This window comes from Streptomyces sp. NPDC004658 (assembly GCF_040609555.1).
Lineage (GTDB): Bacteria > Actinomycetota > Actinomycetes > Streptomycetales > Streptomycetaceae > Streptomyces.
The window spans coordinates 16,262-38,542 of record NZ_JBEXKG010000015.1; the positions used below are offsets into that span (position 1 = coordinate 16,262).

At 72.7% G+C, this 22,281-nt stretch carries 18 protein-coding genes and 2 pseudogenes; 14 read left to right on the forward strand and 6 right to left on the reverse strand.

From position 1 onward, the window contains the following. Window positions 1–36 precede the first annotated feature (36 nt). The 4 genes from ABZV94_RS08585 (at window position 37) to ABZV94_RS08600 (ending at window position 4,134) form a co-directional block, all read left to right on the forward strand. A complete protein-coding gene (locus tag ABZV94_RS08585; protein WP_356338585.1) occupies window positions 37–792 on the forward strand; it encodes a (Fe-S)-binding protein in 756 nt (251 codons plus the stop codon). Then, a complete protein-coding gene (locus ABZV94_RS08590; RefSeq protein ID WP_356338587.1) occupies window positions 789–2,267 on the forward strand; it encodes a LutB/LldF family L-lactate oxidation iron-sulfur protein in 1,479 nt (492 codons plus the stop codon). The genes ABZV94_RS08585 and ABZV94_RS08590 overlap by 4 nt, the downstream gene beginning before the upstream one ends. Then, window positions 2,264–2,905: a lactate utilization protein C gene (locus tag ABZV94_RS08595; protein WP_356338590.1), complete on the forward strand. Its 642-nt coding sequence runs from the start codon at window positions 2,264–2,266 to the stop codon at window positions 2,903–2,905. Before ABZV94_RS08590 ends, ABZV94_RS08595 begins: the two co-directional genes overlap by 4 nt. A gap of 74 nt (window positions 2,906–2,979) precedes the next feature. Beyond that, a complete protein-coding gene (locus tag ABZV94_RS08600; protein WP_356338592.1) occupies window positions 2,980–4,134 on the forward strand; it encodes a betaine/proline/choline family ABC transporter ATP-binding protein in 1,155 nt (384 codons plus the stop codon). Window positions 4,135–4,140: 6 nt separating this feature from the next. On the opposite strand, the gene ABZV94_RS08605 is transcribed toward ABZV94_RS08600, so the two are convergent. The 4 genes from ABZV94_RS08605 to ABZV94_RS08620 all read right to left on the reverse strand — a co-directional run bounded on the left by ABZV94_RS08605 (window position 4,141) and on the right by ABZV94_RS08620 (window position 7,216). Further along, window positions 4,141–5,118 (reverse strand): ABC transporter substrate-binding protein, encoded by a 978-nt coding sequence (locus tag ABZV94_RS08605; protein WP_356338594.1) that lies wholly within the window; start codon window positions 5,116–5,118, stop codon window positions 4,141–4,143. After that, window positions 5,115–5,786, reverse strand: coding sequence for an ABC transporter permease subunit (locus ABZV94_RS08610; RefSeq protein ID WP_356338597.1), 672 nt, complete (start codon window positions 5,784–5,786; stop codon window positions 5,115–5,117). Before ABZV94_RS08610 ends, ABZV94_RS08605 begins: the two co-directional genes overlap by 4 nt. After that, window positions 5,783–6,463 (reverse strand): ABC transporter permease, encoded by a 681-nt coding sequence (locus ABZV94_RS08615; RefSeq protein ID WP_356338599.1) that lies wholly within the window; start codon window positions 6,461–6,463, stop codon window positions 5,783–5,785. Before ABZV94_RS08615 ends, ABZV94_RS08610 begins: the two co-directional genes overlap by 4 nt. A 180-nt stretch (window positions 6,464–6,643) precedes the next feature. After that, on the reverse strand, window positions 6,644–7,216 hold the full coding sequence (locus ABZV94_RS08620) for a TetR/AcrR family transcriptional regulator (RefSeq protein ID WP_356338601.1): 573 nt from the start codon (window positions 7,214–7,216) through the stop codon (window positions 6,644–6,646). Between the two features lie 137 nt (window positions 7,217–7,353). On the opposite strand from ABZV94_RS08620, the gene ABZV94_RS08625 reads away from it, so the two are divergent. Continuing rightward, on the forward strand, window positions 7,354–8,211 hold the full coding sequence (locus tag ABZV94_RS08625; RefSeq protein ID WP_356338603.1) for a MoxR family ATPase: 858 nt from the start codon (window positions 7,354–7,356) through the stop codon (window positions 8,209–8,211). Then, a pseudogene (locus ABZV94_RS08630) lies at window positions 8,208–8,747 on the forward strand (hypothetical protein); the annotation flags it as partial. The gene ABZV94_RS08625 and the pseudogene ABZV94_RS08630, both read left to right, overlap by 4 nt. Here ABZV94_RS08630 and ABZV94_RS08635 read toward each other — a convergent pair. Further along, window positions 8,745–9,599 (reverse strand): annotated as a pseudogene (locus ABZV94_RS08635) (PucR family transcriptional regulator ligand-binding domain-containing protein); the annotation flags it as partial. The pseudogenes ABZV94_RS08630 and ABZV94_RS08635 overlap by 3 nt on opposite strands. A gap of 190 nt (window positions 9,600–9,789) precedes the next feature. Here ABZV94_RS08635 and ABZV94_RS08640 point away from each other — a divergent pair. The 4 genes from ABZV94_RS08640 (at window position 9,790) to ABZV94_RS08655 (ending at window position 14,275) form a co-directional block, all read left to right on the forward strand. Next, window positions 9,790–11,250 carry a sodium:solute symporter gene (locus tag ABZV94_RS08640; RefSeq protein WP_356338606.1) on the forward strand — a complete coding sequence of 487 codons (1,461 nt, stop codon included), beginning with the start codon at window positions 9,790–9,792 and terminating at the stop codon, window positions 11,248–11,250. Between the two features lie 56 nt (window positions 11,251–11,306). Further along, a complete protein-coding gene (speB, locus tag ABZV94_RS08645; RefSeq protein ID WP_356338608.1) occupies window positions 11,307–12,287 on the forward strand; it encodes an agmatinase in 981 nt (326 codons plus the stop codon). Continuing rightward, the gene (locus ABZV94_RS08650; RefSeq protein WP_356338610.1) at window positions 12,284–14,008 is read left to right on the forward strand and encodes a thiamine pyrophosphate-binding protein; all 1,725 of its coding nucleotides are present in this window, start codon (window positions 12,284–12,286) and stop codon (window positions 14,006–14,008) included. Before speB ends, ABZV94_RS08650 begins: the two co-directional genes overlap by 4 nt. Before the next feature lie 135 nt (window positions 14,009–14,143). Then, entirely contained in the window at window positions 14,144–14,275 is a 132-nt protein-coding gene (locus ABZV94_RS08655; RefSeq protein ID WP_356338612.1) for a hypothetical protein, read from the forward strand. A 310-nt stretch (window positions 14,276–14,585) separates the two neighbouring features. Here the strand turns inward: ABZV94_RS08655 and ABZV94_RS08660 are convergent, their stop codons facing one another. Next, the gene (locus tag ABZV94_RS08660) at window positions 14,586–14,945 is read right to left on the reverse strand and encodes a peptidase inhibitor family I36 protein (RefSeq protein WP_356338614.1); all 360 of its coding nucleotides are present in this window, start codon (window positions 14,943–14,945) and stop codon (window positions 14,586–14,588) included. 422 nt (window positions 14,946–15,367) lie between these two features. Between ABZV94_RS08660 and ABZV94_RS08665 the strand changes: the two genes are divergently transcribed. From ABZV94_RS08665 to ABZV94_RS08680, 4 genes are all read left to right on the forward strand, one after another. Continuing rightward, window positions 15,368–16,291, forward strand: a complete 924-nt coding sequence (locus ABZV94_RS08665) for a serine hydrolase (RefSeq protein WP_356338616.1) — start codon at window positions 15,368–15,370, stop codon at window positions 16,289–16,291. Between the two features lie 203 nt (window positions 16,292–16,494). Beyond that, on the forward strand, window positions 16,495–20,223 hold the full coding sequence (locus ABZV94_RS08670) for an ABC transporter ATP-binding protein (RefSeq protein ID WP_356338618.1): 3,729 nt from the start codon (window positions 16,495–16,497) through the stop codon (window positions 20,221–20,223). Window positions 20,224–20,355: 132 nt separating this feature from the next. Then, window positions 20,356–20,748: a hypothetical protein gene (locus ABZV94_RS08675; RefSeq protein WP_356338621.1), complete on the forward strand. Its 393-nt coding sequence runs from the start codon at window positions 20,356–20,358 to the stop codon at window positions 20,746–20,748. Between the two features lie 110 nt (window positions 20,749–20,858). After that, window positions 20,859–22,274 carry a S28 family serine protease gene (locus ABZV94_RS08680; protein ID WP_356338622.1) on the forward strand — a complete coding sequence of 472 codons (1,416 nt, stop codon included), beginning with the start codon at window positions 20,859–20,861 and terminating at the stop codon, window positions 22,272–22,274. Window positions 22,275–22,281 lie beyond the last annotated feature (7 nt).

The following is a 22,281-nucleotide window of genomic DNA, read 5'->3' on the forward strand; positions in this document are numbered from 1 at the left end:
CTGCACTCGTCCGATGACCGACACCGAGGAGCCGCGATGCGTGTCGCCCTGTTCCTGACCTGTGTCAACGACACGTTGTATCCGGACACCGGCCGGGCTGTGGTGAAGTTGCTGACCAGGCTGGGTGTCGACGTCGACTTCCCGATGGCGCAGACCTGCTGCGGGCAGGCCCACTACAACACCGGCTACCGACATGAGGCCGAGCCTTTGGCCCGGCACTTCTCCGATGTCTTCGGCGAGTACGAGGCGATCGTGACCCCGTCCGGGTCCTGCGGGGCGATGGTGCGGGAGCTGTACCCGCGCATGGGCGAGCGGGCCCGGGCCGAGGGGCGCGGGGACAGCCTCGCGCGGACGCTGGCGCCGGTGGTGCCGAAGACGTACGAGCTGACGGAGTTCCTGACCGACGTGCTCGGGGTGACGGACGTCGGGGCGTACTACCCGCACACGGTGACCTATCACCCGACCTGCCACGGGCTGCGCGGGCTCGGGCTCGGTGACCGGCCGCGCCGGCTGCTCCGGGCCGTCAAGGGGCTGGAGCTGGTCGAGTTGCCGGGCGCGGAGGAGTGCTGCGGCTTCGGCGGCACGTTCGCGCTGAAGAACGCGGAGGTGTCGGCGGCGATGGGCGCGGACAAGGTGCGCAACGCGGAGTCGACGGGCGCGGAGGTGCTGTGCGCGGCCGACAACTCGTGTCTGATGCACCTCGGCGGGACGATGAGCCGGCTGCGCACGGGCATGCGGCCGGTGCACATCGCGGAGATCCTGGCGAGCACGGAGGAGGAACCGGCCGTATGACCGGAACGTATCTCGGTATGCCGGCCTTCCCGAAGGCCGCGCACGACGCCGTCCGCAACCCCGTCCTGCGGGGCAACCTGCGGCACGCCACCCACACCATCCGGGCCAAACGGGCCCGGGCGGTGGGCGAGTTGTCCGACTGGGCGGCGCTGCGCGAGGCGGGCAGACGGATCAAGGACCACACCCTGCGCCATCTCGACCGCTATCTCGTCCGGTTGGAGGAGTCGGTCACCGCGGCCGGCGGTACGGTCCACTGGGCGGCCGACGCCGAGGAGGCCAACCGGATCGTGGCCCGGCTCGTGAAGGAGACCGGTGAGTCGGAGGTCGTGAAGGTCAAGTCGATGGCCACGCAGGAGATCGGCCTCAACGAAGCCCTGGAGGCCGAGGGCATCCGCGCCTACGAGACCGATCTCGCCGAGCTGATCGTGCAGTTGGGCAAGGACCGCCCCTCGCACATCCTGGTCCCGGCCATCCACCGCAACCGGGGCGAGATCCGGGACATCTTCCGCTCCGAGATGGGCGAGTGGGGCCGCCCGGCCCCGAAGGGCCTGACGGACACGCCCGCCGACCTCGCCGAGGCGGCCCGGCTGCACCTGCGGGAGAAGTTCCTGCGCGCCAAGGTCGGCGTCTCCGGCGCCAACTTCATGGTCGCCGAGACCGGCACGCTGGTCGTCGTGGAGTCCGAGGGCAACGGCCGGATGTGCCTGACGCTGCCGGAGACGCTGATCTCGGTCGTCGGCATCGAGAAGGTCGTGCCCACCTGGCGCGACCTGGAGGTCTTCCTGCAGACCCTCCCCCGCTCCTCCACCGCCGAGCGGATGAACCCGTACACGAGCATGTGGACGGGGACGACGGACGGCGACGGTCCGCGGACCTTCCACCTGGTGCTGCTCGACAACGGCCGCACCGACACCCTCGCAGACGAGGTCGGCCGCCAGGCGCTGCGCTGCATCCGCTGCTCGGCCTGCCTGAACGTGTGCCCGGTGTACGAGCGGGCGGGCGGGCACGCGTACGGCTCGGTCTACCCGGGTCCCATCGGCGCCATCCTCAGCCCCCAGCTGCGGGGCACGGCTAGCGAGATCGACGCCTCCCTGCCGTACGCGTCGAGCCTGTGCGGGGCCTGCTACGAGGTGTGCCCCGTGGCCATCGACATCCCCGAGGTGCTGGTGCACCTGCGGGAGCGGGTGGTGGAGGGCGGTCCCGCGGTGCGGCAGGGCAACAAGGTGGTGCTCCGGCCGGCGAAGGGGCACGCGGCCGAGCGGGCGGCGATGCGGGCGGCGCGCTGGGCGTTCGCCCACCCCGGCGCCCTGCGCACGGGCCAGCGGCTGGCGTCCCGGACCCGCCGGCTGCACCCGCGTACCCTGCCGGGTCCCGGCCGGGCGTGGAGCGGCACCCGGGACCTGCCGGCCGTGCCGCCGGAACCGTTCCGGGACTGGTGGCAGCGCACGCGCGGCGGGAAGGACGGTGCGAAGTGAGCAGCAGGGAGCGGATTTTGGGCCGGGTGCGGCGCGCGCTCGCGGACGTGCCCGCGGACGAGGGGCCGTACGAGGAGGCCGTGCCGCGGGACTACGTGCGCGAGCACGGGCGGCGGACCGTCGAGGAGACGGTGGAGCTGCTCGCGGAGAACCTGGTGGACTACCGGGCGATCGTGCACCGCTGCGACGTGGCAGAGCTGCCGCTGCTCGTCTCGCGGCTGCTGGCCGAGCGCGGCTCCCAGGAGGTGCTGGTCCCGCCGGGGCTGCCGTCCACGTGGCTGTCCGCCACCGAGGTCGCGCGGATCGACGACCGGGCGGCGGACACCGCCCAGCGGCTGGACCGGGTGGACAGTGTGGTGACGGGGTGTGCCGTGGCGATCGCCGAGACCGGCACGATCGTGCTCGACGGCTCCCCGGACCAGGGCCGCCGCCGCATCTCGCTCGTCCCGGACCACCACATCTGTGTCGTCCGCGTCCCGGACCAGGTCGTCTCCTCCGTCCCCCAGGCCCTCGAACGCCTCGACCCGACCCGCCCGTTGACCTGGATCTCGGGCCCGTCGGCCACCAGCGACATCGAACTGGACCGGGTGGAGGGCGTGCACGGCCCCCGCACCCTGGAGGTGATCCTGCTCGGCTGACCGCACCCGCCGGCCGTCCGCCGGTCGGGGCACGACGGAAGGAAGCGGGCGGCGTCCTGCCGTAGCGTGGGGGAATGATCCGGTTCGAGCAGGTCACCAAGCGGTATCCGGACGGCACGACGGCCGTGGACGGCCTGTCCTTCGAGGTGGCCGAGGGGGAACTGGTCACGCTCGTCGGGCCCTCCGGGTGCGGCAAGACGACGACCATGATGATGGTGAACCGGCTCATCGAGCCGACCTCCGGCCGGATCCTCGTCGGCGGTGAGGACATCGCGAGCGTCGACCCGGTTCGGCTGCGCCGCCGGATCGGGTACGTCATCCAGCAGGTGGGCCTCTTCCCGCACCGCACCGTCCTGGACAACACCGCGACCGTGCCGGCGCTGCTCGGCTGGAAGCGGGCGAAGGCGCGGGCCCGGGCGGCCGAGCTGCTGGACCTGGTGGGGCTCGACCCGAAGACGTACGGCCCGCGCTACCCGGAGCAGCTGTCCGGCGGGCAGCGGCAGCGGGTCGGTGTGGCGCGGGCGCTGGCCGCGGATCCGCCGGTGCTGCTGATGGACGAGCCGTTCGGCGCGGTCGACCCGGTGGTGCGGGAGCAGTTGCAGGACGAGTTCCTGCGGATGCAGGCGGCGGTGCGCAAGACGGTGCTGCTGGTCACGCACGACATCGAGGAGGCCGTCCGGCTGGGCGACCGGATCGCCGTGTACGGGCAGGGCCGCATCGAGCAGTTCGACACGCCGGGCGCGGTGCTCGGGTCGCCCGCGACGCCGTACGTCGCCTCTTTCGTGGGCGCCGACCGCGGGCTGAAGCGGCTGTCGGTCACCGCGATCGAGCCGGAGGACCTGGAGCAGCCGCCCGTGGCCCGCCCGGACGAACCCGCCGCGCGGGCGCTGGAGCGGCTGCGGTCCGCGGGTGCGCGGTGGGCGGTGGTCCTGGACGCGGGCGGTGACCTGCACGGCTGGGTCGGCGTCGGGGAACTCGCGGCGGGCGGCACGGTCGGCGACCGCGCCCACCGCATGACCGCCTGGGTGCCGGTCGGCGCGCCGCTGAAGCAGGCGTTCGGGGTGATGCTCCAGCATGACGCCGGGTGGGTCGCCGTGCTGGACGGGGCGCGGTTCCTCGGCGTGCTCACCCCGGCGAAGCTGCACGAGGCGCTGCGCCGCTCGGTGGACGCCGACGCGCGCGGGGTGACGCGGGGGCAGGTGCCGTTCGACTCGGTGGCGGACGCCTGACCCGGGTCATCGCAGCAGGCCCTTGTCCTTGAGATAGGCGCGGGCCACGTCGGCGGGCAGCCGCCGCCAGCTGTCGACCTGCCGGTTCATGGCGGCCAGGTCACCGGTGGTGAGGACGTCGTTGAGTCTGCCGAGCACCTTCGCCACGCCGGCACCGCCCGCCCGGGAGCGGTTGACGACCGGGACGACGTAGTCGGCGTTCTGGAGTCGCCTGTCGTCGGCGAGCAGGACCAGGCCGAAGGCGTCCAGGGTGGCGTCGGTGGTGGTGGTCAGCACCATCTGATCACGGCCCTCCTGCACGGCCCGCTTGGCCTGGGTGGTGCCGACGCCCTTGGGGTCGATGCCGGTGATGTCGATGCCGTACACCTTCTTCAGCCCGGGCGCGCAGTACGGCCGCCGGACGCACTCGTCGCCCGCCGCGAGCCGCACCTTCAGCCCGGAGGCGCCGAGGTCGCTGAGGGTCCTGAGGTGGTGCCGGCGGGCGTAGGCGGCGGTCACCGCGAAGGCGTTCTGGTCGACGGCCCGGCCGGGCGGGAGGACGGTGAGGCCGCGGGGCGCGGCGAGGGCGCGCAGGTTCCTCATCGTGGTGGCGAGGTCGGGCGAGCCGGCCGGGGGCGCGTCGGGGCCGTGGGTCTTGGCGCCGAGCCAGTCGGCCAAGGTGGCCGCGTACTCGGGGACGACGTCGATCTGGCCGGACTCCAGGGCGGGTTCGTACAGCTCCCGGTTGGCGACCGTGAGGAGGGACGTCTTGTAGCCGGCCTGGTCGAGCAGCTGGGCGTACATCTGGGCGAGCAGATCGCTCTCGGTGAACCCGGCCGAGCCGATGGTCAGGTGACGGCTGTCCCCGGGCGGCGCGGTGACCTGGCCGCGGTCCTCCAGGGACGGCCCGGTGGCACAGCCGCCGAGCACGAGGAGGACGGCCGTGGCGATCGCGGTACGGCGGCCGGGGAGAGCGGGGGTGGCGCGTGCCGTGCGGCCCCTCATCGGCCGCCCCGGGCCCATGCGGGTGCCAGGCGCTGGGCGACCTCGAAGACACCCTCGACGAGCAGGGCGAACACCGCGACGAGCAGCGCGCCCGCGACCACCTGGGGGGTACTGGCGAGGTTGAAGCCGGCCGTGATGATCCGGCCGAGGCCACCGCCGCCCGCGAGCGCGGCGATCGTGGCGGTGGCGACGAGCTGGACGGCGGCGATCCGGACACCGTTCAGCAGCAGGGGGAGCGAAAGGGGCAGTTCCACGTGAAACAGCACCTGCCCGCCGGTCATGCCCATGCCCCGGGCGGCCTGGACGACACCGCGGTCGACCTCGCGCATGCCGACGTAGGCGTTGGTGAGCAGCGGCGGTACGGCGAACAGCACGAGGGCGACCACCGTGGGGCCGTCGCCCCACCTCCCCACCGGGGTCAGCAGCAGCAGGACCAGCACGGCGAAGGTGGGCACGGCGCGGCCGGCGTTGGACAGGTTCACGGCGAGCGCGCCGCCCCTGCCGAGGTGGCCGAGGACGAGCGCGACGGGCAGCGCGATCAGACAGCTGAGGAGCAGGCAGACGACGGTGAGCAGGAGGTGCTGGAGCAGGCGGTGCCGGATCCCGTCGTCGCCCGACCAGTGCGCGGGGTCGGTGAGCCAGTCCCAGGCGGCGGTGAGGGTGTTCATGTGCGGGCCGCCCGCGTCCAGGGGGTGATCAGCCGCTGTACGGCCAGCAGGAGCAGGTCGGCGGCGACGGCGATCAGCACGCACAGGACGGAGGCGGTGAGCACCTGGGCCTTGAAGTAGGTGTTCATGCCGGCGTAGATGAGGTTGCCGAGACCGCCGAATCCGACGATCGCGCCGACCGTGAGCAGGGAGACCGCCGAGACGGTCGCGATGCGCAGGCCGGCCATCGCGGCCGGCAGGGCCAGGGGCAGCTCCACGGCGAGGAGGAGGCGGACGGGGCCGTAGCCGAGGCCCCGCGCGGCCTGCCGGGTCTCCTCCGGGACGGCACGCAGGCCGGCGAGGATGTTCCGGACCAGCACGGTGAGCGAGTACAGCACCAGTCCGGCGACGACCAGGGTCGCCGAGAGGCCGTAGAGGGGCAGCAGCAGGGAGAACATGGCCAGCGAGGGGATGGTGTACAGGATCGTCGTCACGGCGAGGACCGGCCCCGCCGCCCAGCCCCAGCGGCGGGCCAGCACGGCCAGCGGCAGCGCGATGACCAGGCCGATCAGGACCGACAGGAAGGTCAGCTGAAGGTGCTGGACGACCGCGTCGAGCAGGATCTGGCGGCGAGTGCTCAGATAGGCGCCGCAGATCCACTCGTTGCGCGCGAGGCAGTCGTCCGGAGGCGCGGTCACGCATCCATTGCACCGGTCGGCCGAGACCGACGGCTCGTTGTGGTGACCCGGACGGGGGGCGGCGGTCGTACCACAGGGCTCGCGTCCCGCCGGCCCGTGCCGGACAGCCCCTCTCACCGGCCCCCGCACGAACCGGCGCGCCAGGGCAGCCCTTGGCGAGGGGAGGTGCCGGTCGGGGGGCTACCGCATTCCCGACGCGTCCAGCAGGGCCGTCACCGTCGTCGTGGTGAGGCCGTCGTCCAGGTGTTCCACGCGGGCGCCGGCGCGGGCGCTGGCGCCGTCGAAGACGAGCAGGAGCTGGCGGGCGAGCAGCTCGGGGTCCCGCGCGCCGCCCCGTTCCGCCGCCGTGCGGAAGGTGCTGAGCAGGACGTCCTTGGCCTCGCGGGCGACCACGCTCGCCGGATGCTCGGGGTCCTTCACCTCGACCAGCACGGCCAGGTAGGGGCAGCCGTGGTACCCGGGTTCCACGGAGCGCTTCTCCAGCTGTTCGAAGACGTAGAGGATGCTCTCGCGCGGGGTCGCGGACGCCGGATCGGGGTGGGTCAGCCGGGCCTGGTACCCCGGCATCCGCCGCTCCAGGCTGGCGGCCAGCATCTCGTCCTTGCTGTCGAAGAGCTGGTACATCGACCGCTTGGAGACGCCCGCCTCCCGGCACAGCGCCTCGATGCCGATGGAGACACCGTCGCGGTAGGAGAGCCGTGCGGCGGCGTCCAGCAGCCGGTCGCGGGGGGAGGCCTTCTCTGCGGTGGTCATACCGCGAGGTTACCGCGGCGCCGCCCGATGGACACCGATCGGTGTATACCGTGGCGCCAGAACTGAACAAGCGCTTAGATAGGGGTGCGGAACCCCACTCCTCCCGGACCCTGTCCCCGACCCCGCCGGAGGCCCCGTTGTTCACGTCCGTCGACGACGTCTCCGCCCGCCTCGCCGAGACCGGCTACCTCGCCTCGCCCGCCGTCGCCACGACCGTGTTCCTCGCCGCCCGGCTGGGCAAGCCGCTGCTGGTGGAGGGCCCCGCCGGGGTCGGCAAGACGGAGCTGGCCAAGGCCGTCGCCCAGGTGGCCGGAGCCCGGCTGGTGCGGCTCCAGTGCTACGAGGGCGTGGACGAGTCCCGGGCGCTGTACGAGTGGAACCACGCCAAGCAGCTGCTGCGCATCAGCGCGGGCCGCGGCGAGAGCTGGGACGAGGCCCGCACCGACATCTTCACCGAGGAGTTCCTGCTCCCCCGCCCCCTGCTGACCGCCATCCGCGGCGACGAGCCGACCGTGCTGCTCATCGACGAGACCGACAAGGCCGACGTCGAGATGGAGGGGCTGCTGCTGGAGGTGCTCAGCGACTTCCAGGTCACGGTCCCGGAGCTGGGCACGGTCACGGCGACCCGCCGCCCGTTCGTCGTCCTCACCTCCAACGCCGGCCGCGAGCTGTCCGAGGCGCTGCGCCGTCGCTGCCTGTTCCTGCACATCGGCTTCCCCGAGGAGGAGCTGGAGCGGCGGATCGTACGGCTGAAGGTGCCGGGCCTCGGCGCGGCGTTGACCGAGTCGGTGGTCCGGGTGGCCGGGGCGCTGCGCGCGATGGACCTGCGCAAGGTGCCGTCCGTCGCCGAGACCATCGACTGGGCCCGCACCCTGCTCGCCCTGGGCGCCGACACGCTGGACGAGACCGTCGTACGGGACACCCTCGGGGTGATCCTCAAGCACCAGGACGACATCCAGAAGGCGGCGGCCAAGCTCGACCTGGAGGCGCTGTGACCGCTGTCGCCGACCGGATCACCGGCCTGGCCGCGGCCCTGCGCGCGCACGGCGTGCGGATCGGCACCGGCGAGACCGTGGACGCGGCCCGGGCGGTGGAGGCGCTGGGCCTCGCGGACCGGGAGCGCCTGCGTGAGGGGCTGGCGGCGACCCTGTTGCACGGACCGGGCCAACGGGCCGTGTTCGACTCGGTCTTCGACCTGTACTTCCCGCGCGGAGTCGGCGGTCCCGAGGACGCTCCCCGGGACCGGGAGACCCTGCGCGACCGGCTCGCCGGGGCGCTGGCCGCCGACGACCGGGCGATGATGGCCCGGTTGGCGGCGGAGGCGGTCGACGGCCTGGGCGGGTACGGGAGTTCACCGGGCTCGGACGGCTGGTCGGCGTACCAGACCCTGGACCGGCTGCGGCCCCAGACCCTGCTGGCCCGGGTGCGGGCCGACGTCCGCGGCCGGGACGGCGGCAGCGGCGCCGGGTTCGCGGACCGGCTGCTGGACGACGAGATCCGGCGCCGCATCGAGGAGTTCCGGCGGCTGGTCACCGGTCAGCAGGGCCAGCAGGACGGCGGCGACGGAGGCGATGGTGTGGTCGCCCGGGTCACGCCGGGGGGCGGCCACCCCGAGCACGAAGCCCTCGCCCGCGCCGAGGGCGTAGACGGCGAGGTGGGTGGCGCCGTGGGTGTCGGTGGCGGAGGTCGGGTGCGGCCGGGGGGCCGGGCCGGCGGGGGCGGAGGCCGGGGGCTGCCTGACCACCCCCGCCAGCTCCGCCAGTGCCGTCCGCGCGCCCTCGGGTGCCACCCGGCCCGCCCCCGCGACCTCCGTGCCGTCGGGCCCGTAGAGCACCGCCCGGCCGCCCAGGCGCTGGGCGAGCTGGCGCAGGACCGAGGGGACCGGATCCGGCCGCGAGGCGGCGGCGGCCAGGCTCTGCTGGGCCTCGGTGACCCGGCGCAGCTCGGCCAGCCGGGCCTGTGCCATCAGCTGCCAGACCGCGCGGGCCACCCCGGAGAACGTGGTCTGCGGCGGCACCTCCAGCAGCGGCAGGCCGTACCGGTCGCAGGCGGCGACCAGGGCGCGCGGGACCGTGTCGTGCACCGGCGCGACTCCGAAGCCGAGGGCCGCGCCGCCCGCCGCCACGATCCGGGAGACGTAGTCGTCGAAGTAGGTGCCCGATCCGGCGGCCTCCGGGATGTGCACCCCGGCCGTGAGCAGCAGCTCGCCGCCCAGCAGATAGGGGTAGGGGTCGGCCATCTCCGAGGTGTGGGCCCAGTGGATCACGATCCCCGGGTCCGCCGGCCCCGCGATCTGCCGCAGGGCGAGGTCGTCACGGGCCAGCAGCGCCTGGAGTGTGACCGGTGGAGTCGGTGGGACCGCTGGGGCGATCGTCTCCGGCATGGTGTGCGTTCCCTCCATCCCGCCCCGTTCATATGGATGAAACGTACACTTCGCAGTCGCTTTCCGGCCACCTAGCCTCAAGGGGCACGGCAGCCGCGGGTACGGGCGGATGTCCCCGCGAGCCGCTGCCGACACATCCCCGAAGCACCTGCACGACACGCCACCGGACAGTGCGCGAAGGAGGGCCCCCATGGCCGTCGACTACACAGTGATCGTCGTCTATCTCGCCGGCATGCTCGCCATGGGCTGGTGGGGCATGCGCCGCGCCAAGTCCAAGAGCGAGTTCCTGGTGGCCGGCCGCCGCCTCGGGCCCGCCATGTACTCCGGCACCATGGCGGCGATCGTCCTCGGCGGCGCCTCCACCATCGGCGGCGTGGGCCTCGGCTACCAGTACGGCCTCTCCGGCGCCTGGATGGTCTTCACCATCGGCCTCGGCCTGCTCGCCCTGTCGGTCTTCTTCTCGGCCCGGATCGCCCGCCTGAAGGTGTACACGGTCTCCGAGATGCTCGACCTGCGCTACGGCGGCCGGGCCGGCGTGATCTCCGGCGTGGTCATGTGGGCGTACACCCTCATGCTGGCGGTGACCTCCACCATCGCCTACGCCACGATCTTCGACGTGCTCTTCGACATGAACCGCACGGTCGCGATCATCCTCGGCGGCTCCATCGTCGTCGCGTACTCGACCCTCGGCGGCATGTGGTCGATCACCCTGACGGACATGGTCCAGTTCGTCGTCAAGACCATCGGCGTGCTGCTCCTGCTGCTGCCGATCGCGGTCGTCAAGGCGGGCGGCTTCTCCGAGATGAAGGCCAAGCTGCCGACCGAGTACTTCGACCCGCTGGGCATCGGCGGCGAGACGATCTTCACCTACGTCCTGATCTACACGTTCGGCATGCTGATCGGCCAGGACATCTGGCAGCGCGTGTTCACCGCCCGCAACGACCGGACCGCCAGATGGGGCGGCACCGTGGCCGGAACCTACTGCCTCGCCTACGCCCTGGCCGGCGCGGTGATCGGCACGGCCGCCAAGGTGCTCTACCCCAAGCTGGGCAGCCCCGACGACGCCTTCGCCACCATCGTCAAGGACGAGCTGCCCGTCGGCGTGCGCGGGCTGGTCCTGGCCGCCGCCCTCGCCGCCGTGATGTCGACGTCCTCCGGCGCCCTGATCGCCTGCGCCACGGTCGCCAACAACGACATCTGGTCCCGCCTGCGGGGAGTGGTGCGACGGGACGGCGAGGACCACGACGAGGTCAAGGGCAACCGCGCGTTCATCCTCGTCATGGGCGTGGCCGTGATCGGCACCGCGATCGCCCTGAACAACGTGGTCGAGGCGCTCACCGTGGCGTACAACCTCCTCGTCGGCGGCCTGCTCGTGCCCATCCTCGGCGGCCTGCTGTGGAAGCGCGGCACGGTCCAGGGCGCGCTGGCCTCCGTGATCGTCGGCGGCCTCGCCGTCATCGGCCTGATGGCCGGCTACGGCATCCTCGCCAACGAGCCCGTCTACTACGGCCTGCTTGCCTCCCTCGCGGCCTACCTCGCCGTCTCCCTGGCCACGAGGCCCACCGACGAGACGGTCCTCGCCACCTGGCGCGAGCGCCTCGCCGGACGCTCCTCCGAACTCCCGTCCGAACCGGTCCCGGCTCACCAGTAGAGTCATAGGGAAAGCAGTACAAGCGCGATGAAGCGCTGGAAAGAAGGCATTTCACCATGAGCAGCAACGAGACGCCCCGCGGCCCCGTCGACTCCTCCCGCATCCCGCGGTACGCCGGACCCGCGACCTTCGCCCGGCTGCCCCGCCTGGACGAGGTCGGCACCGCCGACGTCGCCGTCGTGGGCGTGCCGTTCGACTCCGGCGTCTCGTACCGGCCGGGCGCCCGCTTCGGCGGCAACGCCATCCGCGAGGCGTCCCGGCTGCTGCGCCCCTACAACCCGGCGCAGGACGCCTCCCCGTTCGCCCTCGCCCAGGTCGCGGACGGCGGCGACATCGCCGTGAACCCGTTCAACATCAACGAGGCCGTCGAGACCATCGAGGCCGCCGCGGACGACCTGCTCGGCACCGGCGCCCGCCTGATGACCCTCGGCGGCGACCACACCATCGCCCTGCCGCTGCTGCGCTCGGTCGCCAAGAGGCACGGCCCGGTCGCCCTGCTCCACTTCGACGCCCACCTGGACACCTGGGACACCTACTTCGGCGCCGAGTACACGCACGGCACCCCGTTCCGCCGGGCGGTGGAGGAGGGCATCCTCGACACCTCCGCCCTCTCCCACGTCGGCACCCGCGGCCCGCTGTACGGCAAGCAGGACCTGACGGACGACGAGAAGATGGGTTTCGGCATCGTCACCTCCGCCGACATCTACCGCCGGGGCGCCGACGAGGTCGCCGACCAGCTGCGCCAGCGCATCGGCGACCGCCCGCTGTACATCTCCATCGACATCGACTGCCTCGACCCGGCCCACGCGCCCGGCACCGGCACGCCGGAGGCGGGCGGCATGACCTCCCGCGAGCTGCTGGAGATCCTGCGCGGCCTGGCCGGCTGCAACCTGGTGTCGGCCGACGTCGTCGAGGTGGCCCCGGCGTACGACCACGCCGAGATCACCTCGGTCGCCGCCTCCCACACGGCGTACGAACTCACCACCATCATGAGCCGCCAGATCGCGGCGGCCCGGAAGGACGCGGAAGCGAAGTGACCCACGACCACGACCTGGTACTCCGCCCGACACCGGCGCAGATCACCGCCGCCCTGAACCCTCCCCCGGGGCGCAACGGCGGAGACCTGGTCGTGGAGACGCTGGCCGGGCTGGGCGCGACCACCGTCTTCGGCCTCCCCGGCCAGCACGCCCTCGGCATGTTCGACGCGCTCCGCCGCTCCTCCCTGCGCTACGTGGGCCTGCGGGTGGAGAACAACGCGGGCTTCGCGGCGGACGCGTACGGCAGGATCACCGGCGAGGCGGCGCCGCTGCTGCTCTCGACGGGCCCGGGCGCGCTGACGTCCCTGGCCGCGCTCCAGGAGGCCGCGGCGGCCAGCGCGCCGGTGCTGGCCATCAGCAGCCAGATCCCGACGGCGGGCCTGGGCGGCGGCCGGCACGGCTACCTCCACGAACTCCCGGACCAGGCGGCCTCGTTCCGGGGCGTGGTGAAGTCGGTCCACACGGTCCGCACCCCCTCCCAGATCCCCTCCGCCCTCGCGGCGGCCTGGAAGTCGGCCCTGACGGCCCCGCACGGCCCGGTGTGGGTGGAGATCCCGCAGGACGTGCTGCTGGCCGAGACCTCGCTGCCCGTGGTGACGGCGATGGACGCGACCCCCGACGACCTGGTCCCGCGCCCCGAACTGACCGCGGTGGCGGCCGACCTGCTGTCCCGCGCCGCCCGCCCGGCGATCATCGCGGGCGGCGGGGTCGTCCGCGCGGACGCGTCGGGCAAGCTGCTCCAGCTCGCCGAGAAGCTCCAGGCGCCGGTCGTGACGACCTTCGGCGGCAAGGGCGCCTTCCCGTGGCACCACCCCCTGTCGTTGCAGTCCTGGCTGGAGGACCGGCACACGACGGACTTCCTGGAGGACGCGGACGTCCTGCTGGTGGTCGGCTCGGGCCTCGGCGAACTGTCCTCCAACTACCACACGTTCAGGCCCCGGGGACGGGTGATCCAGATCGAGGCGGACCTCGGCAAGCTGGAGTCCAACCACCCGGCCCTCGGCATCCACGCGGACGCCCGCCCGGCCCTCCAGGCGCTGCTGGAGACGGTCGAGGAGCGGACGGACGCCTCGGCGCCCGAGCGGGTACGGGGCCTCCTGGCCCGCGTGTCCGAGCGCATCGCCGCCCAGGAACTCACCCTGGAGCTGGACGTGCTGGCGTCGGTCCGCCGTGCCCTGCCCGCCGGCTCCCCGTCCTTCTGGGACATGACGATCCTGGCCTACTGGGCCTGGTCGGCCTTCGACGCGCAGGGTCCCAACACCATGCACTCGGCCCAGGGCGCGGGCGGCCTCGGCTACGGCTTCCCGGCGGCCCTGGGCGCGGCGGCGGCGGACCCGACGCGCCCGGTCCTCGCGGTGTCGGGCGACGGCGGAGCGCTCTACTCGATCGCCGAACTGGCAACGGCCCGCCAGTACGACCTCCCGGTCACCTGGCTCATCGTCGACGACGGCGGCTACGGCATCCTCCGCGAGTACATGACGGACACCTTCGGCCAGGCGACGGCGACGGAACTCCACCGTCCGGACTACGTCGCCCTCGCGGAGTCCTTCGGCGTGCCGGGGGTCCGTACGACCCCGGAGACGCTGGAACAGGACCTGGCGAAGGCACTCGGCTCCCCGGGCCCGTCGGTGGTCGTACTCCCGGCCGTCCTGCGGATGTTCGCGCCGACGCACCTGGGTCAGGCGGACGGCTGCAACTGCGCGCGTCACGACGTGACTTGATGGTCGGAAGGTGCCGGCCCGGCCAGGGGGAGCCAGTATGCTCTGTGCCGCTGGTGCTTCGATCGCCGTCCAGTGCTCCGGTCCGCCAGGGCCGGATCCCGCAGCGCGGGACGCTACGGCGAGAGGAGCGCTGGCATGGCAAGGAGAAGGCGTGGCACCGCGGAACGCGAGCCGGAACCGCTGCCCCGGTGGGCGCGGGTCACGGTCGCGATCCTGACGCCACTGGCTCCCCTTGTCGCGGTGTGTGTGCAGGCGTTCGCCAAGTAGGCGACGACGTGGACGGGTTCGGGCCGAGGGGGACGACTTCGCCGGACGGCGAGGTGAGTCCGACCGGCCTCTGATCGGCCGGACCCACCCGGCGCATGCACCGCGGTCTGGCTCCGGTGGCCGCCGGGGCCAGACCTCACCGCGCTGACGGCGCCGACGAGTTCGCGCCCGTATCCCTGGAGCGCGACGTCAATGCGGTGCACGTCACCAGCCACTGTAGCCAACGCACTGTACGGTTTTCCGATTCAGGCCACTGTCCCGGTCGTACCCGCGGAGCCGGGTACGCGTCCTCGGCGGCCTTGCCACCCCCTCAGCAGCCGCCCGGCCCCACCCCGTCCATCCGGCCGCCGAAGTCGCCGAGGTAGCGGGAGCGCCAGTCGGCGTTGAAGACGTCCCGCTTCGCCACCGGGCCCCAGTCGATGAAGCAGGCGCGGGTCGAGGCGACGAAGGAGCCCACGTGGTCGTGGAGGCTCGGCGGCAGGTCGCGGTAGCCGCTGCGGGCCGTCCACTCCCAGTACGAGCCGCCGAAGCCCTCGTCGCTCCACAGACACACGGAGCCGTCGGGACACGAGGGCTGGGCGGCGCGCGCCGTCGCGGTCCCGGCGGGCACGAGCGCGGCGGTCAGGGCGAGGGCGGCGGCGAGCGTCCAGCCGCGGAGCTGCTGCTTCACAGGGCTCTCCGGAAAGGGGGGGAGTCGGACCGCCCGGCAGCGCGCCGGGCACCGCCATGGTGGGGGCCGGCGGGCGGGACACGCCCGGCGGCGAGAACGCCTTCGCCGGTGTGAGGGAACAAGTGGGACCAGTAGGACCGCAGGCGCCCCCTCGGTGACCTCGCGGGCAGGTCCCCCTCAACGCCACGCCGGCTGGCGGGAGTTCACGTGGCGGCGGCCGGCACCCCGGACCCGCCCGCCCACCCCGCCTGTCGTCCCCGGCGTTCCGGCTGCCCACCAGATGGTGAGAGCCCGGTGAGAAACTCCCGCTCTCCGAACGCACGTACAACTTTCGCCCGCCCTGGCGAGTCCAGTCATGCAGCGCACGGGTGCGCTCAACGGCGTTCAGGGGACGCCCGTACGACATTCAAGGGGGACCTTTCATGACTCACCGGACATCCGGCCGGGCCGGCGCGCTCGCGGCTGCCCTCAGTGCCGCGCTGCTCATACCGACGGTCGCCGCCGCCACCCCGGCCGCCGCGGCCACGCCCACCGTGACCTGTACCTCGGCCAAGGCCGGCCTGGCCGCCAAGCTGAAGAAGGACATCACGGCCGCCCTCACCAACCGCAAGGGCACGGTCGCCATCGGCCTGTACGACCGCAGCACCAAGACCACCTGCACCCTGCGGGCCACCAGTGCCTACGACTCGGCCAGCACGGTCAAGGTCACCGTGCTCGCCACGCTGCTGTGGGACGCGAAGAAGCACAACCGGTACCTGACCAGTACCGAGCAGTCGCTCGCCAAGGCCATGATCACCCAGTCCGACAACAACGCGACCAGCAAGCTCTGGAAGCAGCTCGGCATGACGAAGATCAAGGGCTTCCTGTCCGCCGCCGGCATGACCAAGACCGTGCCCGGCGCGAACGGCTACTGGGGTCTGACCCAGGAGAACGTCACCGACGAGCAGAAGCTCCTCAAACTCGTCACCGCCAAGAACAGCGTGCTGAGCGACAACGCCCGCGCCTACATCCTGAAGCTGATGGGCCAGGTCGTCTCCTCGCAGCGCTGGGGCACCCCGGCGGGCGCGCCGTCCTCCGTCGCCGTGCACGTGAAGAACGGCTGGCTGCAGCGCTCCACGCACGGCTGGCGCGTGCACAGCCTGGGCACCTTCAACGGCGCCGGCCGCGACTACATGATCACCGTGCTGACGCAGGACAACAGCACCATGAGCTACGGCGTCACCACCATCCAGAACGTCGCCAAGGCGATCCACAAGGACCTGGTGCCGACCACCGCCGGCGTCACCCGCTACACCCCGACCAGCCGGCCGGCCGAGGCGTTCGTCGCCGTACCGCCGCGCGGCTGACCCTGGCGCACCCTGCCCACCCTCACCGCCGGCCCGGCGGCGGCCACCTGTCCGGCCGCCGCCGGGTCCGACCAGACCTTCGAGGGCCCGACCCTGCTGCCCGACGGCCCCTCTGACCCGGCGACTGTTACGGCGGGATGAAATCACCCCCCGAACGCGTTGACGTCTGCGGTAGAGCACGGCCAGAACCAGGAGGCACCGGCGTGGCAGCGCAACGGGGATGGGCACGACGCCTGGCGGGGTACGCCTGGCGGCATCCGAAGGACGTCGTCCTCGCCCTCGGCTCCTCCCTCGCCGGCATGGCCGTCCTGGCCGTCGTCCCGCTGCTCACCAAGGTGATCATCGACGACGTGATCGGCGCGCACACCCGCGCCATGGCCCCCTGGGCCGGCGCCCTGATCGGCGCGGCCCTCCTCGTCTACGCCCTCACCTACATCCGCCGCTTCTACGGCGGCCGGCTCGCCCTCGACGTCCAGTACGACCTGCGGACCGAGATGTACGGCACGATCACCCGGCTGGACGGCCGCCGCCAGGACGAGCTGTCCACGGGGCAGGTCGTCGGCCGTGCCACCAGCGACCTCCAGCTGATCCAGGGCCTGCTCTTCATGCTCCCGATGACCATCGGGAACATCCTGCTCTTCCTCATGTCCCTGGCGATCATGGCGTGGCTGTCGCTGCCGCTGACCCTGGTCGCGCTGGCCGTCGCGCCCGCCCTCGGCTGGATCGCCAGACGCAGCCGCACCAGGCTCCACCCGGCCACCTGGTACGCCCAGGCCCAGGCCGCCGCCGTGGCCGGCGTGGTGGACGGCGCGGTCAGCGGCGTCCGCGTGGTGAAGGGCTTCGGGCAGGAGGACCAGGAGACGAACAAGCTGCGCGAGGTCGGCCGCCGGCTGTTCGCGGCCCGCCTGCGCACGATCCGCCTCAACAGCACCTTCACCCCGGCCCTCCAGGCGGTGCCCGCGCTCGGCCAGGTCGCCATGCTGGCCCTCGGCGGCTGGCTCGCAGTACGCGGGCACATCACGCTCGGCACCTTCGTCGCCTTCTCCACCTACCTGGCCCAGCTGGTCGGCCCCGTCCGCATGCTCGCGATGGTCCTCACCGTCGGCCAGCAGGCCCGCGCCGGCACCGAGCGCGTCCTGGAGCTGATCGACACCGAGCCGACCCTGAAGGACGGCACCAAGACCCTCCCCGCCGACGCGCCCGCGACCGTCGAGTTCGACGACGTGTCCTTCGGCTACGACCACGAGCGGCCCGTGCTGGACGGACTGAGCTTCGAGATCCGGCCCGGCGAGACCCTCGCCGTCGTCGGCTCCTCCGGCTCCGGCAAGTCCACCCTGTCCCTGCTCCTGCCGCGCTTCTACGACGTCACGCACGGCGCCGTCCTGATCGGCGGCCACGACGTCCGCGAGCTGACCCTGGACTCGCTGCGGGCCGCGATCGGACTGGTCCCGGAGGATTCGTTCCTCTTCTCCGACACCGTCCGCAACAACATCGCCTACGGCCGCCCGGACGCCGGCCAGGAGGAGATCGAGGCCGCCGCCCGCGCCGCCCAGGCCGACCGGTTCATCAGGGAGCTGCCCGAGGGCTACGACACCAAGGTCGGCGAGCAGGGCCTCACCCTCTCCGGCGGCCAGCGCCAGCGCATCGCCCTCGCCCGCGCCCTGCTCACCGATCCGCGCCTGCTGGTCCTGGACGACGCCACCTCGGCCGTGGACGCCCGCGTCGAGCACGAGATCCACGAGGCGCTGAAGCACGTGATGGAGGGCCGTACGACCCTGCTCATCGCCCACCGCCGCTCCACCCTCAACCTCGCCGACCGCATCGCCGTGCTCGACGGCGGCCGGCTCGCCGACCTCGGTACCCACGAGGAGCTCCAGGAGCGCTCGGCCCTCTACCGCCGTCTGCTCACCGACCCGGACGAGCTGGGCGGGGTCTCCCCGGGGCGGGCCGTGCCGGCCGAGCGCCGGGAGGACACCTCCGTCCGCGACGAGCTGGAGGCCGAGTTCGACGCCGAGCGGGGCGTCACCCCCCGGCTGTGGAGCGGTGACCGGGAGCCCAAGAACGCCGGGGACCCGGCGCTGACCGGCACCCCGGCCACCCCGGAGCTGCTCGCCCAGGTCGAGGCGCTGCCCCCGGCCACCGACGTCCCCGACGTCGACGAGACCCGCGCCGTCCAGCCCGAGGACTCCTACGGCCTGCGCCGCCTCCTGCGCGGCTTCCGCCTGCCCCTGCTCGTCAGCCTGCTGCTGGTCGCCGTCGACGCGGGCGCCGGCCTGCTGCTGCCGGTGCTGATCCGGCACGGCATCGACTCGGGCGTCACGAAGATGGCGATCGGCGCGGTCTGGTCCGCGGCCCTGCTCGGCCTGCTGACCGTGCTCGTCCAGTGGGCCGCGCAGATCGGCGAGACCCGGATGACCGGGCGTACCGGCGAACGCGTGCTGTACACGCTGCGGCTGAAGATCTTCGCGCAGCTCCAGCGGCTCGGCCTGGACTACTACGAGCGCGAGCTGACCGGCCGGATCATGACCCGGATGACGACGGACGTCGACGCGCTCTCCACCTTCCTCCAGACCGGTCTGGTCACCGCGTTCGTCTCGGTCGTCACCTTCTTCGGGATCATGGTCGCGCTGCTGGTGCTCGACCTCCAGCTCGCGCTGGTCGTCTTCGCCACCCTGCCCCCGCTGATCGTGGCCACCTTCTTCTTCCGCAGGGCGAGCGTGAAGGCGTACGAACTCGCCCGCGAGCGGGTGTCGACGGTGAACGCCGACCTCCAGGAGACCGTGGCCGGGCTGCGGATCGTGCAGGCCTTCCGGCGGGAGCGGGACGGCGGGCGGCGGTTCGCCGAGCGCAGCGACGCCTACCGCAGCGCCCGCATCCGCGGCCAGCGGCTGATATCCGTCTACTTCCCGTTCGTGCAGCTGCTGTCCTCGGTCGCCGCGGCGGCCGTGCTGATCGCGGGCGCGGGCCGGGTGGAGGCGGCCACGCTGACCACCGGCGCCCTGGTGGCGTACCTGCTCTACATCGACCTGTTCTTCGCGCCCGTCCAGCAGCTCTCCCAGGTCTTCGACGGCTACCAGCAGGCCACCGTCTCCCTGGGCCGCATCCAGGAGCTGCTGCGCGAGCCGACGTCCACACGGACCGCCGACGAACCCCTCGACGTGCTGTCCCTGCGCGGGGACATCGCCTTCGACGACGTGCACTTCGCGTACGGCGGCGAGGAGGAGGCGCTGTCCGGCATCGACCTGACGATCCCGGCCGGGCAGACGGTCGCCTTCGTCGGCGAGACGGGCGCCGGCAAGTCGACCCTGGTCAAGCTGGTCGCGCGGTTCTACGACCCGACCGCCGGGCGGGTCACGGTCGACGGCACGGACCTGCGCGCCCTGGACCTCACGTCGTACCGCCACCGGCTCGGGGTCGTCCCGCAGGAGGCCTACCTCTTCCCGGGCACCGTCCGCGACGCCATCGCCTACGGCCGCCCCGACGCCACCGACGCCGAGGTGGAGGCGGCGGCCCGCGCGGTCGGCGCGCACGAGATGATCGCCACGCTGGAGGGCGGCTATCTGCACGAGGTCGCCGAGCGCGGCCGCAACCTCTCGGCGGGCCAGCGCCAGCTGATCGCCCTCGCCCGCGCGGAACTGGTCGACCCGGACATCCTCCTCCTCGACGAGGCCACGGCCGCCCTGGACCTGGCCACCGAGGCCCAGGTCAACCAGGCCACCGACCGCCTGGCGGGCCGCCGTACGACGCTGGTGGTCGCCCACCGGCTGACCACCGCCGCCCGCGCGGACCGCGTGGTGGTGATGGACCACGGCCGGGTCGTGGAGGACGGCACTCATGAGGAGCTGCTGGCCCGGGGCGGCCGGTACGCCGAGCTGTGGCGGACCTTCGTCGGCCAGTCCGAGCCGGAGGAGCCGGTCGGCGCCTCCCGCTGAGAGTCCCGCGAAGCGGACCGAGGCGCTTCGGCCGGGTCGTCTCCCTGACGGTCGTGCAACCATCCGGCACACCCGTGCGTCCGTACATCAGTACGGACACGGGGGTGCGTGACCGGGACGGGGAGGACGACAGTGGACAGTGGTGCGATACGCCGGCGACTGGCGCTCGCCGCGGCCGTGCTGGCCGCGTCGGGGGTGCTCGGGCTCACGGCGACGGGGGCCGCGCAGGCCGAGCAGGCGGGCGGCTGCGCCGGGCGCGAGGTGCGGACGCTGCCGTTCAAGTCCGGCGTCACCCACGTCTACAAGCGGAACGGCTACGTCTGCGCCGTCACCGTCGCCAGACAGCCCGGGCCCACCCGGACCATGTCGGTCAGCGTGCAGGCCCGCGGCAACCGGCCGGTCGTCGACAAGGGCCGCTACAGGCACCACGCCGGCCCGGTGACCGTGCACGCCGGCCACCGCTGCGTGTGGATCAAGGGCTCGGTGGGCAGGTACTCGGTCAGCTCGGGCTGGATCCTGTGCTGAACGCGGGCCGTGCGCCCGGCCGGTGACGCGGTGCGCTCAATTCCCTCTGGTGGTACGGCAGTTGCTGGGATAGCTTCCGGCGCACATCTGTCTCACAGGGGAGAGTGCGCATGCGCAAGGCGCTCAGATGGCTGCTGGCGCTCACGGTGTTCATGGGAACCCTGGGCACGGCGGCCGGCGCGGCCACCGCCGCCGGGTCCGAGCCCGCCGACATCAAGGACCGGCTCCTGTCGATACCCGGCATGAGCCTCGTCCAGGAGAAGCCGTACCCCGGCTACCGCTACTTCGTCCTGAACTACACCCAGCCGGTCGACCACCGCCACCCCGGCCGGGGCACCTTCCAGCAGCGCATCACCGTGCTGCACAAGGACACGAGCCGCCCCACGGTCTTCTACACCAGCGGCTACAACGTCTCCACGACCCCCTCGCGCCGCGAGCCCACCCAGATCGTGGACGGCAACCAGGTCTCCCTGGAGTACCGCTTCTTCACGCCGTCCCGCCCGGCCCCGGCCGACTGGTCCACGCTCGACATCTGGCAGGCGGCCAGCGACCAGCACCGCGTGTACGAGGCCCTGAAGCCGGTCTACTCCGCCAACTGGCTGGCCACCGGCGGCTCCAAGGGCGGCATGACGGCCACGTACTACGAGCGCTTCTACCCCCGTGACATGGACGGCGTGGTGGCCTACGTCGCCCCCAACGACGTCGTGAACAAGGAGGACTCCGCGTACGACCGCTTCTTCGAGCGGGTCGGCACCAAGGAGTGCCGGGACCGGCTGAACGCGGTCCAGCGGGAGGCGCTGGTGCGCCGCGAGCCGCTGGAGAGGAAGTACGCTGCGTACGCGGCCGAGAACGGCTACACCTTCAGCACCATCGGCAGCCTGGACAAGGCCTACGAGGCGGTCGTCCTCGACTACGTCTGGGGCTTCTGGCAGTACAGCCTCCTGAAGGACTGCGACACCGTCCCGGCGGACGCGGCGACCGCGACCGACGACGAGATCTGGAACTCGGTCGACACCATCTCCGGCTTCTCCGCCTACACCGACCAGGGCCTGGAGACGTACACCCCGTACTACTACCAGGCGGGCACACAGCTGGGCGCCCCGACGATCCACTTCCCGTACATCGAACGGAAGTTGATCCGCTACGGCTACCAGCCCCCGCGCAACTTCGTCCCCCGCTCCATCCCGATGCGCTTCCAGCCGGACGCCATGCGGGACGTGGACACATGGGTCCGCCACCACGCCGACCACATGCTCTTCGTCTACGGCCAGAACGACCCCTGGGGCTCCGAGCGCTTCCGCCTCGGCGCGGGCGCCCGTGACGCGTACGTCTTCACGGCCCCCGGGGCGAACCACGGCGCGAACGTCGCGGGCCTGATCCCCGAGGAGAAGTCCCTGGCCACCGCCCGCATCCTGGCCTGGGCCGGCGCCTCGCCGACCACCGTCGCCCAGGGCAGGCCGCTGGCCGGGTACGACGCGAAGCTGGACGTACGGGACACGGAGAGGGAGCCGGCGCTGCGGCCGTAGCCCGCGC

Coding starts and splice junctions, on each gene's coding strand:
- ABZV94_RS08600 (WP_356338592.1), top strand. CDS start 2,980: ATGATCCGGTTCGAGCAGGTCACCAAGCGGTATCCGGACGGCACGACG.
- ABZV94_RS08665 (WP_356338616.1), top strand. CDS start 15,368: ATGACTCACCGGACATCCGGCCGGGCCGGCGCGCTCGCGGCTGCCCTC.
- ABZV94_RS08620 (WP_356338601.1), bottom strand. CDS start 7,216: ATGACCACCGCAGAGAAGGCCTCCCCCCGCGACCGGCTGCTGGACGCC.
- ABZV94_RS08610 (WP_356338597.1), bottom strand. CDS start 5,786: ATGAACACCCTCACCGCCGCCTGGGACTGGCTCACCGACCCCGCGCAC.
- ABZV94_RS08590 (WP_356338587.1), top strand. CDS start 789: ATGACCGGAACGTATCTCGGTATGCCGGCCTTCCCGAAGGCCGCGCAC.
- ABZV94_RS08640 (WP_356338606.1), top strand. CDS start 9,790: ATGGCCGTCGACTACACAGTGATCGTCGTCTATCTCGCCGGCATGCTC.
- ABZV94_RS08585 (WP_356338585.1), top strand. CDS start 37: ATGCGTGTCGCCCTGTTCCTGACCTGTGTCAACGACACGTTGTATCCG.
- ABZV94_RS08680 (WP_356338622.1), top strand. CDS start 20,859: ATGCGCAAGGCGCTCAGATGGCTGCTGGCGCTCACGGTGTTCATGGGA.
- speB (WP_356338608.1), top strand. CDS start 11,307: ATGAGCAGCAACGAGACGCCCCGCGGCCCCGTCGACTCCTCCCGCATC.
- ABZV94_RS08655 (WP_356338612.1), top strand. CDS start 14,144: ATGGCAAGGAGAAGGCGTGGCACCGCGGAACGCGAGCCGGAACCGCTG.
- ABZV94_RS08605 (WP_356338594.1), bottom strand. CDS start 5,118: ATGAGGGGCCGCACGGCACGCGCCACCCCCGCTCTCCCCGGCCGCCGT.